This window comes from Streptomyces sp. NBC_00358, from assembly GCF_036099295.1.
Taxonomy (GTDB): Bacteria; Actinomycetota; Actinomycetes; order Streptomycetales; family Streptomycetaceae; genus Streptomyces.
Genome location: NZ_CP107976.1, coordinates 4,038,437 through 4,053,061, shown reverse-complemented (window position 1 = coordinate 4,053,061; position 14,625 = coordinate 4,038,437). Strand labels below are relative to the sequence as shown.

The window sequence follows — 14,625 nt, the reverse complement described above, 5'->3', positions numbered from 1 at the left end:
CCTTCTGCCACCTGTGGAAAAGGTGAAGAAGGCCTGCCGGCCCCAGGACCCCCGTATCAGACCCCTAAGACTTACAACCCTGAGAGGGATTGACGCATAGTGCTCGACGTCAACTTCTTCGATGAGCTCCGGATCGGTCTGGCCACCGCTGACGACATCCGTCAGTGGAGCCACGGCGAGGTCAAGAAGCCCGAGACCATCAACTACCGCACGCTCAAGCCCGAAAAGGACGGACTCTTCTGCGAGAAGATCTTCGGTCCGACCCGGGACTGGGAGTGCTACTGCGGTAAGTACAAGCGTGTCCGCTTCAAGGGCATCATCTGTGAGCGCTGCGGCGTCGAGGTCACTCGCGCCAAGGTGCGTCGTGAGCGGATGGGCCACATCGAGCTGGCCGCTCCCGTCACCCACATCTGGTACTTCAAGGGCGTTCCGTCGCGGCTGGGCTACCTGCTCGACCTCGCCCCGAAGGACCTTGAGAAGGTCATCTACTTCGCCGCGTACATGATCACGTACGTCGACGAGGAGCGCCGCACCCGCGACCTGCCCTCGCTGGAGGCCCACGTCTCCGTCGAGCGCCAGCAGGTCGAGAACCGCCGCGACGCCGACCTCGAAGCCCGCGCCAAGAAGCTCGAGACCGACCTGGCCGAGCTGGAGGCCGAGGGCGCCAAGGCCGACGTGCGCCGCAAGGTGCGCGAGGGTGCCGAGCGTGAGATGAAGCAGCTGCGCGACCGTGCGCAGCGCGAGATCGACCGTCTCGACGAGGTGTGGACCCGCTTCAAGAACCTCAAGGTCCAGGACCTGGAGGGCGACGAGCTCCTCTACCGCGAGCTGCGTGACCGCTTCGGCACGTACTTCGACGGTTCGATGGGTGCCGCGGCGCTGCAGAAGCGCCTGGAGTCCTTCGACCTGGACGAGGAGGCCGAGCGCCTCCGCGAGATCATCCGGACCGGCAAGGGCCAGAAGAAGACCCGTGCGCTCAAGCGCCTCAAGGTCGTCTCCGCGTTCCTGCAGACCAGCAACAGCCCCAAGGGCATGGTGCTCGACTGCGTCCCGGTCATCCCGCCGGACCTTCGCCCGATGGTGCAGCTCGACGGTGGCCGCTTCGCGACCTCCGACCTGAACGACCTGTACCGCCGTGTGATCAACCGCAACAACCGCCTGAAGCGCCTTCTCGACCTCGGTGCCCCCGAGATCATCGTGAACAACGAGAAGCGCATGCTCCAGGAGGCCGTCGACGCGCTCTTCGACAACGGCCGTCGTGGCCGCCCGGTGACGGGCCCCGGCAACCGTCCGCTGAAGTCGCTGTCCGACATGCTCAAGGGCAAGCAGGGTCGATTCCGTCAGAACCTGCTCGGCAAGCGTGTGGACTACTCCGCGCGTTCCGTGATCGTCGTCGGTCCGCAGCTGAAGCTGCACCAGTGTGGTCTGCCCAAGGCCATGGCGCTGGAGCTCTTCAAGCCGTTCGTGATGAAGCGCCTGGTCGACCTGAACCACGCGCAGAACATCAAGAGCGCCAAGCGGATGGTCGAGCGCGGCCGCACGGTCGTGTACGACGTCCTCGAAGAGGTCATCGCCGAGCACCCGGTTCTGCTGAACCGTGCGCCCACGCTGCACCGCCTCGGCATCCAGGCCTTCGAGCCCCAGCTGGTCGAGGGCAAGGCCATCCAGATCCACCCGCTCGTCTGCACCGCGTTCAACGCGGACTTCGACGGTGACCAGATGGCCGTGCACCTTCCGCTCTCCGCGGAGGCGCAGGCCGAGGCCCGCATCCTGATGCTGTCCTCGAACAACATCCTCAAGCCGGCCGACGGCCGCCCGGTCACGATGCCGACCCAGGACATGGTCCTCGGTCTGTTCTTCCTGACCACCGACGGCGACCTGCGGAACGTGAAGGGCGAGGACCGCTCCTTCGCCTCCGTGGCCGAGGCGATCATGGCGTTCGACGCCAAGGAGCTCTCGCTCCAGTCGCGCGTGGACATCCGCTTCCCGGTGGGCACCATCCCGCCGCGCGGCTGGACCCCGCCGGCGCAGGAGGAGGGCGACCCGGAGTGGCAGCAGGGTGACACCTTCCGCCTGCGGACGACTCTGGGCCGCGCGCTCTTCAACGAGCTGCTGCCCGAGGACTACCCGTTCGTCGACTACGAGGTCGGCAAGAAGCAGCTCTCCGAGATCGTCAACGACCTCGCCGAGCGCTACCCCAAGGTCATCGTGGCGGCGACGCTCGACAACCTGAAGGCGGCCGGCTTCTTCTGGGCGACCCGCTCCGGCGTCACCGTGGCCATCTCCGACATCGTCGTTCCGGATGCGAAGCGCGCGATCGTCAAGGGCTACGAGGACCTGGACGAGAAGGTCCAGAAGCAGTACGAGCGCGGTCTGATCACCAAGGAAGAGCGCACGCAGGAGCTCATCGCGATCTGGACCAAGGCGACCAACGAGGTTGCCGAGGCGATGAACGCGAACTTCCCGAAGACCAACCCGGTCTCGATGATGGTGAACTCGGGCGCCCGAGGCAACATGATGCAGATGCGTCAGATCGCCGGTATGCGTGGTCTGGTGTCCAACGCCAAGAACGAGACGATCCCGCGTCCCATCAAGGCGTCCTTCCGTGAAGGTCTGTCCGTGCTGGAGTACTTCATCTCCACCCACGGTGCCCGTAAGGGTCTGGCCGACACCGCCCTGCGTACCGCCGACTCGGGTTACCTCACCCGTCGTCTGGTCGACGTCTCGCAGGACGTCATCATCCGCGAGGAGGACTGCGGCACCGACCGTGGTCTGCGTCTGGCCATCGCCCAGCGCGGCGAGGACGGCGTGCTGCGCAAGACGGAGAACGTCGAGACCAGCGTGTACGCACGTGCGCTGGCCGAGGACATCACCGTCGACGGCAAGGTGCTGGCCCCGGCCAACACCGACCTCGGCGACGTCCTCATCGACGAGCTCGTCAAGCACGGCATCGAGGAGGTCAAGACCCGTTCGGTCCTGACCTGTGAGTCCGCCGTCGGCACCTGCGCCATGTGCTACGGCCGCTCGCTGGCCACCGGCAAGCTGGTCGACATCGGTGAGGCGGTCGGCATCATCGCCGCCCAGTCCATCGGTGAGCCCGGTACCCAGCTGACGATGCGTACCTTCCACACCGGTGGTGTGGCCGGTGACGACATCACCCAGGGTCTGCCCCGTGTCGTCGAGCTCTTCGAGGCTCGTACGCCGAAGGGTGTCGCCCCGATCTCCGAGGCCTCCGGCCGCGTGCGGATCGAGGAGACCGAGAAGACCAAGAAGCTCGTGGTCACCCCGGACGACGGCAGCGAGGAGACGGCGTTCCCGATCTCCAAGCGTGCCCGGGTCCTGGTGTCCGAGGGCGAGCACGTCGAGGTGGGCCAGAAGCTCACCGTGGGTGCCACCAACCCGCACGACGTGCTGCGCATCCTGGGTCAGCGTGCCGTCCAGGTCCACCTGGTCGGCGAGGTCCAGAAGGTCTACAACTCGCAGGGTGTGTCGATCCACGACAAGCACATCGAGATCATCATCCGGCAGATGCTGCGCCGTGTGACGATCATCGAGTCGGGCGACGCGGAGCTGCTGCCCGGCGAGCTGGTCGAGCGTTCGAAGTTCGAGACCGAGAACCGTCGTGTGGTCCAGGAAGGCGGCCACCCGGCCTCCGGCCGTCCGCAGCTGATGGGTATCACCAAGGCCTCGCTGGCGACCGAGTCGTGGCTGTCGGCGGCGTCCTTCCAGGAGACGACCAGGGTTCTGACGGACGCGGCGATCAACGCCAAGTCCGACTCCCTGATCGGCCTCAAGGAGAACGTCATCATCGGTAAGCTCATCCCGGCCGGTACGGGTCTGTCCCGCTACCGCAACATCCGGGTCGAGCCGACCGAGGAAGCCAAGGCCGCGATGTACTCGGCCGTCGGCTACGACGACATCGACTACTCGCCGTTCGGCACCGGCTCCGGCCAGGCCGTCCCGCTGGAGGACTACGACTACGGTCCGTACAACCAGTAGGCAGTAGGCAGTAGGCAGTAGTACGAAGGGCGGTCATCCCCACTGGGGGTGACCGCCCTTCGGCGTTCCCGGGTCCCGGACCGCGCGGGATCTCGACCTAGCGCGGGAGCCGGAGGTACGGCTCCAGGGCGCGCAGTCGCGTGTAGTTGTCGGGGTGGGTGGAGAGCAGCTTGGCGAGGCCGCCGGGCTCCTGGAGCTTCTTGCCCCGGCTGACGGCAGCGGCCTTCGCGGCGTCCTCCTCGGCCTGGAAGTGCTGCAGGACCTGGGCCATCTCGGGCGCGAAGCCGAGGGCCGCGGCCTGCTGATCGGCCCGCAGTTCGCCGAGGCGCCCCGCGTAGGCGAGGAGGTACGGCGCGATGACCAGCGGGATGGTGATGTACCAGGCGACGAGGAACCCGGTGATCACGAACATGCCCATGAAGAGGACCAGCAGCCCGGTCGCGGCCGCCGAGAAGACCCCGGCGACGGCGAGCGCGACCCTGGCCATCCCGCGGGTGAACGCCCAGGCGAGCCGGCCGGGCAGCGAGTACCAGTAGCCGAGGAGACCGGCCCAGGCGTGACCCCCGGTGTGGTGGCCGAGCTCATGGGCGAGTACGGCGGCGAGGTTGCTGCTGGGAATCCGGTTGAGGGAGTAGGTGGTGACGCCGACGACATGGCCGGCGACGGCGACCGCGTTCAGGTCGTCGCTGTTCTCCACCATCAGCTCGTAGGTGTCCGCCTCGATCCCCGCCCGGGCGGTGACCTCGCGCCAGATCGGCTCCAGCCGGTTCCGCTCCTCGGCCAGCGGCGTCCGCAGCTTGAGCACGTACCGGGCGAAGCGCAGCTCGGTGGGCCGGTGGAAGACGAGCGCGCCGGAGGCCAGCCAGGCGACCACGGCGAGCCAGCCCATGACCGTGCCGAGCAGCCCCAGCGCGAGGGCCGACACCACGGCGAGGCTCACGAGGGCCCCCGGGACCTGCGTCGCGAGCTGCCCGATGGCGGTGGCGTCGGCACCCCGCTGATGGCTCGCCAGATGAACGCGGGAGCCCTGGTGGCGGTAGTCGAGGTCGTCGGGCGCGACGGCGGGCCGCGGGACGAACGCCGCCGGTTGGGGCTGGGGCTGGGGCTGCGGCTGACCCGGGTACCGCGGGTCGGCCCCCGGGTACTGCGGGGGAGCCGCCGTCTGCTGGTGGGCCGCCTGCTGATGCCCCGAGGGCGACGCACCGGGGTCCGGGTACCGGGGACCCGGACTTCCGGCACCCGGGTACTGGGGCGGGTGTCCCGCCGTCCCCGGGTACTGCGGCCCCGGCCCGCCGGGGTACTGAGGGGGCTGTCCGGCCGCCCCCGGGTACTGGGGCGCGGGACCTTCCGCTCCCGGATACAGCGGTCCTGGTCCGCCGGACCCCGGCCCTCCGGGGTAGTGCGGCGCGGGGCCTCCCGATCCCGGGTACTGGGGTCCCGGCCCGCCCGGCCCCGGCCCTCCGGGGTACTGCGGTGGGGGAGCGGAGGACCCCAGGTACGGGTAGGGGGGCGGATCGGCGGCTCCCGGGTACGGGGGCTCGGGGGACGGGCCTGGGGGCTGGGACATGCGGGCTCCGTGAGTTGTCAGGCGGCCCGGGAGGGCCGGGTGTGGCTGGTGGCTGTGCGGGGACGCCGGCCGGTGAGCGGCGGCCTTCGGCGGTGGGACGGCGGGTGCCGATGGCGCCGGGCCGGGTGTGGTCACGCGGGCTCGCCCCGCGGAGCGTCCGGTGAGGGTGCGGCGGACGGTACGACGGCCCGGGTGCCGTCGGGGCCGCCCGGCACCGGAGGCACGGCGGGAGCCGGTCCGGGGGTGGCGTAGGGCGACGCGGAGGGCGCTGGTCCGTACGAGGTGGCGCCGTCGTACGGCGGCGGAGCGGTGCCGGGCCCCGTGTCCGGGCCGCCGGTGTACGGCAGCTGAGCGCCCGCGTGAGGGGGCTGCCCGGCGTACGGCACGTGACCGCCGGTGTGGGACGGCTGTCCCGCGTACGACGGAGGTCCCGCGGAGAACGGCTGACCCTCCGCGTGCGGGGGCTGCCCGGCGTACGGGGGCCGGTCGCCGGCGTACGGAGGACGGCCGGAATCGTACGGAGGCCGGTCGCCGTACGGTGTCTGTCCGGAGTACGGCGGCTCGGGTGAGGGGCCGGGGTACGGAGACTGGCCCGGATAAGGCGGCTGGGGCGGCGTCTGCGGGGCTCCGGGCGTCGCCCCGGCGGGCAGTGCCCCCTGCCCGCCGGGCGGCGCCGGAGGCGTCTGCTGCTGGATCAGCTCGTCGACGGCCCGCAGGGTCGATCGGGCCGACTCCGCCTTCTGGAAGTCCTCCAGCGTGTCCCCGGCGAGGACCTGGAGCTGGCCCCTGATGAGGGACAACTGGTCCTTCTGGATGGACCCGATGACCATCTTGGTGTCCTCGGGGTGCTGGGAGAGGTGCAGGGCCCAGGCGGCGACGCCTCCGTGCTGGAGGTGGTACTGGTAGAAGTTGATCTTCTCGGTGATCAGGCGGTGGTCCTGTTGCTGGCGCAGGATCTCCAGTTCGTGCTGCTGCCGGGCCAGCCGCAGCCGGAACTCGTGCTCGGGGTCGAGCATGTCGGACTCGTAGCGCAGGCTCCGCTGCCTTCGCCGGTGCGCGATCGCCTCGTCGTCCAGCCGCAGCCGTACGGCACAGGTCACGGCGAGCCCGATGCCCGCCGCGAAACCGCCGCTCTCCACGGCCCGCTGGACCGCGCGCTCGGCGGCCGGACTGTCCTCGATGGAGAAGGCGCGGCTCACCGGCCGCGCGAGCTGGTGCAGTTCACGGGTGAGCCGGGTCGGCACGTCCCGCTCGCCGCTCGCCACGTAGGCGACCGGGTCCGCGACCCGCCAGGTCAGATCGGCCGTGGCGCCGAAGGAGAAGGCGTCGTCGTCGCTCGGCATCTCCAGGACGAGCTGGACGGGGTGGCTGCCCATGTCCACCTCGTACACGGAGGTGTAGCGGCGGGTGGCCGCGTCCGCGCGGCTGGGCCGGTGCGGCGGGGTGTAGACGTCGTACTCGCCCTTCGCGGTGACGAAGACCAGCGCGTGGTCGATCGCGTTGACCGCGCGGCGGACGGTGTAGTCGAAGCGCGCGATCGGCCGCACGGTGAGCACCGGGTCGATCAGCGCGGTGTGCCGGTTGGCGTCCTGCTGCCACTCCGGCTGACGGCGGAACTCCGCCATGGTTCAACTCCTCGATGGATCTGGGGTGGAGGGGATCAGGAGGGGATCAGGAGGCCGAGCAGGCGGTCGGCCACCGGTGGGCGCGGGCCGTCGTCGGGGGCGCGCAGGTTGACCAGCTCGTACCTCAGGCGTTTGCGGTCGTCCGCCGTGACGACCAGCGCGGGCAGCAGCAGCTCCAGGGCCAGCGCGACGTCCGCGCGGCGCTCGGCCAGCCGCACCCAGGTGTGCAGGGCGTCCAGGGCGCCCCGGGTGTGCCCGCGGTCGCCGAGCGCGGTCCGCCACAGGGCGGCCAGGTCACGGGCCGAGTCCTGCTCGTACATGCCGGTGTCCGCGTACCACTCGACGAGCGCGCCCTCCTCGGCGTTGTCGCAGGCGCGCACGAACGCGGCCAGCGCGAGCGCCCGGAGCGAGGCCGTGTCGTGGTGGAGCAGGCGCACCAGCTCGGAGAGCATCTCGCCGCGCCGGGCACCCACCGAGAGCAGCAGGGCCGTCGAGTCGATCAGGTTGTTCACCTCGGTCTTGCTGCTGCTCCCGGCGCGGGCGCGGGCGGCGAGCGCGCTCAGCGCCGGGGCCGCGAGGTCCGGGCGCAGCGGGGCGAGCAGGCCGAAGGCGCGGATCGCGGTCCAGCGGCGGGCCCAGTGGGTGTCCGTGCACCACTGGGTGAGCAGGCGCAGGACGACGGGCGCGTCGAGGAGCTGGGCGAGCGTGAGCGTGTTCGCGGCGGTGACCCGGGAGCCGAAGGCCTTCGACACCGCCCAGCCGTCGATCAGCAGTGCCATCGCCGAGGGCAGGTCGGCGCGGGCCAGCAGGGCTGCGGCGGCGGACGCCCGGGTCCGTACGACCGGACGTCTGTCGCGGGCCAGCTCCTTCAGCCAGGAGACCAGCGCGGGGCGTGCCGACGGATGGCCCGTCCAGACCTCGCCGAGCAGCAGCCGAGGGGTGTTCTCCTTCTTGAAGGAGGCCGTGAACTGCGGCACCGAGCCCCATTCGGTGGCCTCCTCCCGGACCTCGCCACCGGCCCGTGCCCGCTCCAGCCGGGTCTCGGCGGACAGTCCGAAGACCGGGATCTCCGGCGGCTGTTCGGGATGCTGGAGCCGCTGGAAGTGCACGTACAGCCGGTCGGCGAGTTCGGCGGCGAGCACGTACGGGGCCTGGTCGAAGACGGCGAGCGAGATGAGGAACGCCTTGTCGCGCAGGGTGGCCTCGGGGTCGCTGAGCCACTCCCGGCACTGCTGCTCGACGGCCGCGTGCCCGAAGTCGGACAGGCGGGCCGCCGCCTCCTCTCCGCCGTCGTACCGGGCGACCTCCGCGGCGAACCGGGCCACCTCGGCGGGTCGGTGGGCGCCCCGCGCGAGGAAGTCGCGGACGGGGCCGAGGGCGAGCAGGCCGGCGATGTCTTCCGGTTCTTCCCGCAGGTCGGCCAGGTGGGCGGCCAGCACCACGGCCGCGTCCGGCGGTTCCCAGGCACAGGGGGTGACCCCCGGCAGGAACGGGGAGTTCTCGACGGTCACCACCAGGTACCCGTCCGTCCTCCCCAGCCGGTCGCGGGCCGCGTACAGGTGGGTGTCCCGCAGCGGGCGGTTGCGGCTCAGCGGCAGATCCCGCAGCACGTGGCCGCCGGGCGCGGTGAGCCGGCCGGCCAGGTTCGCCGGGCCGGTCTCGGCGGACAGGGCGTGCACGGCGGGAACGCCCAGGCGGTGCAGGAGCATCAGCGCGGCGGCGTAGCGGCCGGTGGAGTGGGCGCCGGCCAGGACGAGGACGCGTTCCTCGCGCAGCCGGGCCAGGGCGGCGGCGAAGGCGGGGCCCTCGGCGAACACTCCGGCGAGCGCGTCGAGCAGCGGGCCGGGGATCTCCCCGGAGACGTACGCCGCCGAGGCGGACGCCGTCCCGTGGTGGTGGATCTCCGTCTTGCCGCCCAGGAACACATCACGGGCCGAGCCGCCCGCCGACACCCCGTGCTGGGCCCCGCCGACCAGGCTGCCGCCGAAGGACGCGGCCTCGCTGAAGATGAATCCCGGAGTGTGCGCGACGAGTTCGCGCTGCGCGGCCCTGGCCTCCTGGGTCCGCTCCTCGGGCTCGTCCGGGTCGGTGCCCGTCCCGGAGTCCGGGTGCGGCCCGTCGGCCCACTGCCGCTCCGGCGGTCGTACGTCGTCGAAGGCGCCCCGTGTCGTGGGCGGCGGCACGGTCACGCGGGCTCACCCCCGTTCCTGCCCAGGTGGACGTCCCCGGTGACCTGGCCGCCGGACACCCCGTGCTGATCCCCCGCGACCAGGCTGCCGCCGAAGCTGGGGGAGCCCCCGCCGAAGTTGAAGACGACGTTCCCGGGAGCCGCGCCGGGCTCTTCGGGCGCGCCGGAGGCCCCGGCCCCCGGCGCCGGGCGCTCCCCCGAGCCGCCCGGCGCCTGGGCTTCCCCTCTTTCGCCGTGGTCGTCCGCCCCGTGCGGCACCGGGCCGTGCAGCCAGGCCCGCAGGGGGCCGTTCTTGCTGTCCACCGTCACCGGGTGGAAGCCGGTCGCCGGGATGCCCGGGTGGCCGTGCCGCACGATCCCGGCGTGCACGCTCTCCGAGACGCACAGGGCGAAGTCGTCCGGCCGCTCCCGCAGGGCCGCGCGCAGCAACCGGGCGTCGAGGAGCCGGCAGGCGTGGTTGAGGTCGGAGCCGACCCAGCCGTCGTACGCGTCGACCGCTACGTATCCGGTGGCGACGACGCCGCGCAGCCGGATCTGGGCGGAACTGGACGCTGCCCGGTTGACCGCGCGGAGCTGGGCGGGCACCTCGGTGAGCAGGGCGCGCAGCAGGGCCGTGACCGGGGCGTTGGCGTCGATCAGTTCCATCACCGAGTCGCCGCGGTCCGCCCGCAGGCGCAGCCGTTCGTCGATGCCGGCGCTCTCCAGCGCGCGGTCCGTGATGTCGTACAGCATCCTGCGCAGGTAGGCCTGCTCGACGTCGTCCCGGTCGCTGTACTTCTCGATGTCGAGCAGGAGGATCGTCCGGCTCACGGGGTCGGTCATGGTCGCCTTTCGGTGGGGGCCTCGCCTGGCAAGCAGGCTGGCGTCACCGGTGGGCCGGGTGTGAGGGCGGATGTCCCACTCAAAGTGTGACCGTGTGCACAGAAGCGATCCCCGGTCACGGGAGCCCCAGGTGTCCGGGGCGAAGGGCCCGGAGGTCCGCGACGCCCCACAAGGGGCCGGCGTTCGTCCGGGGCGGGGGTCAGCCGCGGGCGATGCGGCGCAGGACGTCCATCCGCAGGATCACCATCGTCCGCCGGCCCGTCAGTACCGCGTCCCGTTCCCGGAGTTCCTTCAGGAGGCGCTGGACCATCTCCCGCGACGCCCCCACCGAGCCCGCCAGCTCCTGCTTGCTCAGCGGGACGGAGAGTTCGATGCCCTCCTCCGTACGGCGGCCGTTCGTGCGGGCCAGGTCGAGGAGGAGGGCCGCGAAGCGCTCGCGGACGCTCATGGAGGCGAACTCCAGGCGGCGCCGGTCGGCCGCGCGCGTGCGGTCCGAGGTGAGGCCGAGGAGGGCGAGGGAGACCGCGGGGGAGCGGGCGAGGAAGCCGGTGAAGTGGTCACGTACCACCGCGACCGTGCGGACGGGTTCCAGGGCCGTCACCGTCGCGGAACGCGGCCGGCCGGTGAGCGCGGCGGACTCGCCGACGATGTCGCCGGGGCCCCGCAGCGCGAGCAGCGCCTCGTAGCCGTTGGCGGCGGACGCCGTCACCTTCGTCCAGCCGTGCGTCACGATCAGGACGTGCGAGGAGGGCTCGCTCTGGTGCAGGAGGACCATCCGGGGCGTGAAGGACAGCTCGCGCCCCAGCGACAGCAGCGCCGAGCGGTCCTCGCTCTCCAGACGTGCCAGGAACGGCACCCGGTCGTCCAGGCTCTCGTCCCCGGCCGAGGGTGCAGCCGCCATGAGTCCATCCCCCGTCCCCCGATCGGCCCCGCGGCCGACGCACAGTGACCGATGCGCAGCAACCGGTCAACGTACTCACCCTGTGTGCGCGGCGCGCTCGGAATCGGGACTTTCGCCGCCGATCCGGCAAGAAGCTGCGCAAGGCGTGAAGAGCCCCGAGAATGGACCGGGAGAAGTCCGGCGTGTCGGGCACCACGGCATTTGTTTTGACCGACGTCCGTGAGGTAGGTAAGCTCCTACCTTGTGCCTGGGGTGTGCCCTGGCTCTCGTGCGTGCCTTCAGACCGCAAGGAGAGCCGTAAGCGGCCACCGCAATCTGCGCCCTTTTCGCCTTACGGCGAGAGTCTGCAGTGTTCGACACACCCGACCGCGTGGGTCGGTGGCGTTCCAGGTTAGCTTCACCATTCGGCACACAGAAACCGGAGAAGTAGTGCCTACGATCCAGCAGCTGGTCCGGAAGGGCCGGCAGGACAAGGTCGAGAAGAACAAGACGCCCGCACTCGAGGGTTCGCCCCAGCGTCGTGGCGTCTGCACGCGTGTGTTCACGACCACCCCGAAGAAGCCGAACTCGGCCCTGCGTAAGGTCGCGCGTGTGCGTCTGACCAGCGGGATCGAGGTCACGGCTTACATTCCGGGTGAGGGACACAACCTGCAGGAGCACTCCATTGTGCTCGTGCGCGGCGGCCGTGTGAAGGACCTGCCGGGTGTTCGCTACAAGATCATCCGAGGATCGCTTGACACCCAGGGTGTCAAGAACCGCAAGCAGGCCCGCAGCCGCTACGGCGCCAAGAAGGAGAAGTAGAAAATGCCTCGTAAGGGCCCCGCCCCGAAGCGCCCGGTCATCATCGACCCGGTCTACGGTTCCCCTCTGGTGACCTCCCTCATCAACAAGGTGCTGATGAACGGCAAGCGCTCCACCGCCGAGCGCATCGTCTACGGCGCCATGGAGGGTCTGCGTGAGAAGACGGGCAACGACCCGATCATCACGCTGAAGCGCGCGCTGGAGAACATCAAGCCCACGCTCGAAGTCAAGTCCCGCCGTGTCGGTGGTGCGACGTACCAGGTTCCGATCGAGGTCAAGCCCGGTCGCGCCAACACGCTCGCGCTGCGCTGGCTCGTCGGTTACTCCCGCGCCCGTCGCGAGAAGACCATGACCGAGCGTCTGCTCAACGAGCTTCTCGACGCCTCCAACGGCCTTGGTGCCGCTGTGAAGAAGCGTGAGGACACCCACAAGATGGCCGAGTCCAACAAGGCCTTCGCGCACTACCGCTGGTAGTCGTTACCCACATCGAGACCGAGAGAAGACTGAAGCCTTATGGCTACCACTTCACTTGACCTGGCCAGGGTCCGCAACATTGGGATCATGGCTCACATCGACGCGGGCAAGACGACCACCACTGAGCGGATCCTCTTCTACACCGGCGTCAGCTACAAGATCGGTGAAGTCCACGACGGCGCCGCCACCATGGACTGGATGGAGCAGGAGCAGGAGCGTGGCATCACGATCACCTCTGCTGCCACCACCTGTCACTGGCCGCTTGAGGACAACGACTACACGATCAACATCATCGACACCCCGGGGCACGTCGACTTCACGGTCGAGGTGGAGCGTTCGCTCCGCGTCCTCGACGGTGCCGTCACGGTGTTCGACGGTGTCGCCGGTGTCGAGCCGCAGTCCGAGACGGTGTGGCGTCAGGCCGACCGTTACGGCGTGCCGCGCATCTGCTTCGTGAACAAGCTGGACCGTACCGGCGCCGAGTTCCACCGCTGCGTGGACATGATCAAGGACCGCCTCGGCGCTGTCCCGATCATCATGCAGCTCCCGATCGGTGCCGAGATGGACTTCAAGGGCGTTGTGGACCTGGTCCGCATGAAGGCGCTCGTGTGGTCCGCCGAGGCGGCCAAGGGCGAGATGTACGACGTCGTCGACATCCCGGCCACGCACGTCGAGGCCGCTGAGCTGTACCGCGGTCAGCTGGTCGAGACCGTCGCGGAGCACGACGACGAGATCATGGAGATGTTCCTGGAGGGCCAGGAGCCCACCGAGGAGCAGCTGTACGCCGCGATCCGTCGCGTCACCATCGCGTCCGGCAAGTCCAAGGACGTCACGGTCACCCCGGTGTTCTGTGGCACCGCGTTCAAGAACAAGGGCGTCCAGCCCCTGCTCGACGCGGTCGTGCGCTACCTGCCGACCCCGCTTGACGTCGAGGCCATCGAGGGCCACGACGTGAAGGACCCCGAGGTCGTCGTCAAGCGCAAGCCGTCCGTCGACGAGCCGCTGTCCGCGCTCGCGTTCAAGATCATGAGCGACCCGCACCTGGGCAAGCTCACCTTCGTCCGGGTCTACTCGGGCCGCCTGGAGACTGGCACCGCGGTGCTGAACTCCGTCAAGGGCAAGAAGGAGCGCATCGGCAAGATCTACCGCATGCACGCGAACAAGCGTGAGGAGATCGAGGCGGTGGGCGCCGGCGACATCGTCGCCGTCATGGGCCTGAAGCAGACCACCACCGGTGAGACGCTGTGTGACGACAAGAACCCGGTCATCCTGGAGTCCATGGACTTCCCGGCGCCGGTCATTCAGGTCGCCATCGAGCCCAAGTCCAAGGGTGACCAGGAGAAGCTGGGTGTAGCCATCCAGCGTCTCGCGGAGGAGGACCCCTCCTTCCACGTTCACTCGGACGAGGAGACGGGCCAGACCATCCTCGGCGGTATGGGCGAGCTGCACCTCGAGGTGCTGGTCGACCGTATGAAGCGCGAGTTCAGGGTCGAAGCCAACGTCGGCAAGCCGCAGGTCGCGTACCGCGAGACGATCCGCAAGACCGTCGAGCGTCACGACTACACCCACAAGAAGCAGACCGGTGGTACCGGTCAGTTCGCCAAGGTGCAGATCGCGATCGAGCCCATCACCGAGACCGATGGTCCGGCGTACGAGTTCGTGAACAAGGTCACCGGTGGCCGTATCCCGCGGGAGTACATCCCGTCGGTGGACGCCGGTGCGCAGGAGGCCATGCAGTTCGGCATCCTGGCCGGCTACGAGATGACGGGCGTCCGCGTCATTCTTCTCGACGGTGGCTACCACGAGGTCGACTCCTCCGAGCTCGCCTTCAAGATCGCCGGTTCGCAGGCCTTCAAGGAGGCCGCGCGCAAGGCGTCCCCCGTGCTTCTTGAGCCGATGATGGCCGTCGAGGTCACCACGCCCGAGGAGTCGATGGGTGATGTCATCGGCGACCTCAACTCCCGCCGTGGCCAGATCCAGGCCATGGAGGAGCGCAGCGGCGCTCGCGTCGTGAAGGGCCTCGTGCCCCTCTCGGAGATGTTCGGCTACGTCGGAGACCTCCGCAGCAAGACGTCGGGTCGCGCAAGCTACTCGATGCAGTTCGACTCCTACGCCGAGGTTCCCAGGAACGTCGCCGAGGAGATCATCGCGAAGGCCAAGGGCGAGTAACACACCCCGTTTGCACGCTTTAGGCTTGACACCGACCGCCGGGGCTGACCCGGGAGGGAAAACCCCGGCGGGCGGCATC

Annotated in this window: 9 protein-coding genes; 4 read left to right on the top strand and 5 right to left on the bottom strand. The window is 69.9% G+C overall.

Going from position 1 to position 14,625, the window contains the following annotated elements:
* The first annotated feature begins 99 nt into the window (after nt 1–99).
* On the top strand, nt 100–3,999 hold the full coding sequence (locus tag OHT01_RS16960) for a DNA-directed RNA polymerase subunit beta' (protein ID WP_328553981.1): 3,900 nt from the start codon (nt 100–102) through the stop codon (nt 3,997–3,999).
* Nucleotides 4,000–4,096: 97 nt separating this feature from the next.
* Here OHT01_RS16960 and OHT01_RS16955 read toward each other — a convergent pair whose 3' ends face one another.
* From OHT01_RS16955 to OHT01_RS16935, 5 genes are all read right to left on the bottom strand, one after another.
* Complete coding sequence (locus OHT01_RS16955) at nt 4,097–5,566, bottom strand: M48 family metalloprotease (RefSeq protein ID WP_328553980.1); 1,470 nt, start codon at nt 5,564–5,566, stop codon at nt 4,097–4,099.
* 131 nt (nt 5,567–5,697) lie between these two features.
* Nucleotides 5,698–7,191: a PE-PGRS family protein gene (locus tag OHT01_RS16950; RefSeq protein WP_328553979.1), complete on the bottom strand. Its 1,494-nt coding sequence runs from the start codon at nt 7,189–7,191 to the stop codon at nt 5,698–5,700.
* A gap of 35 nt (nt 7,192–7,226) precedes the next feature.
* The gene (locus tag OHT01_RS16945; RefSeq protein WP_328553978.1) at nt 7,227–9,380 is read right to left on the bottom strand and encodes a hypothetical protein; all 2,154 of its coding nucleotides are present in this window, start codon (nt 9,378–9,380) and stop codon (nt 7,227–7,229) included.
* On the bottom strand, nt 9,377–10,201 hold the full coding sequence (locus tag OHT01_RS16940) for a hypothetical protein (RefSeq protein WP_328553977.1): 825 nt from the start codon (nt 10,199–10,201) through the stop codon (nt 9,377–9,379). The genes OHT01_RS16945 and OHT01_RS16940 overlap by 4 nt, the downstream gene beginning before the upstream one ends.
* Nucleotides 10,202–10,400: 199 nt before the next feature.
* A complete protein-coding gene (locus tag OHT01_RS16935) occupies nt 10,401–11,102 on the bottom strand; it encodes a Crp/Fnr family transcriptional regulator (RefSeq protein WP_328553976.1) in 702 nt (233 codons plus the stop codon).
* 429 nt (nt 11,103–11,531) lie between these two features.
* Here OHT01_RS16935 and rpsL point away from each other — a divergent pair, with 429 nt between their 5' ends.
* Genes rpsL through fusA form a run of 3 tightly spaced genes read left to right on the top strand, consistent with a single transcriptional unit; the run spans nt 11,532 to nt 14,546 of the window.
* Nucleotides 11,532–11,903 carry a 30S ribosomal protein S12 gene (rpsL, locus tag OHT01_RS16930; RefSeq protein WP_003948652.1) on the top strand — a complete coding sequence of 124 codons (372 nt, stop codon included), beginning with the start codon at nt 11,532–11,534 and terminating at the stop codon, nt 11,901–11,903.
* Nucleotides 11,904–11,906: 3 nt separating this feature from the next.
* Entirely contained in the window at nt 11,907–12,377 is a 471-nt protein-coding gene (gene rpsG / locus OHT01_RS16925) for a 30S ribosomal protein S7 (protein ID WP_181650348.1), read from the top strand.
* A 39-nt stretch (nt 12,378–12,416) separates the two neighbouring features.
* On the top strand, nt 12,417–14,546 hold the full coding sequence (gene fusA, locus OHT01_RS16920; protein WP_328553975.1) for an elongation factor G: 2,130 nt from the start codon (nt 12,417–12,419) through the stop codon (nt 14,544–14,546).
* Nucleotides 14,547–14,625 lie beyond the last annotated feature (79 nt).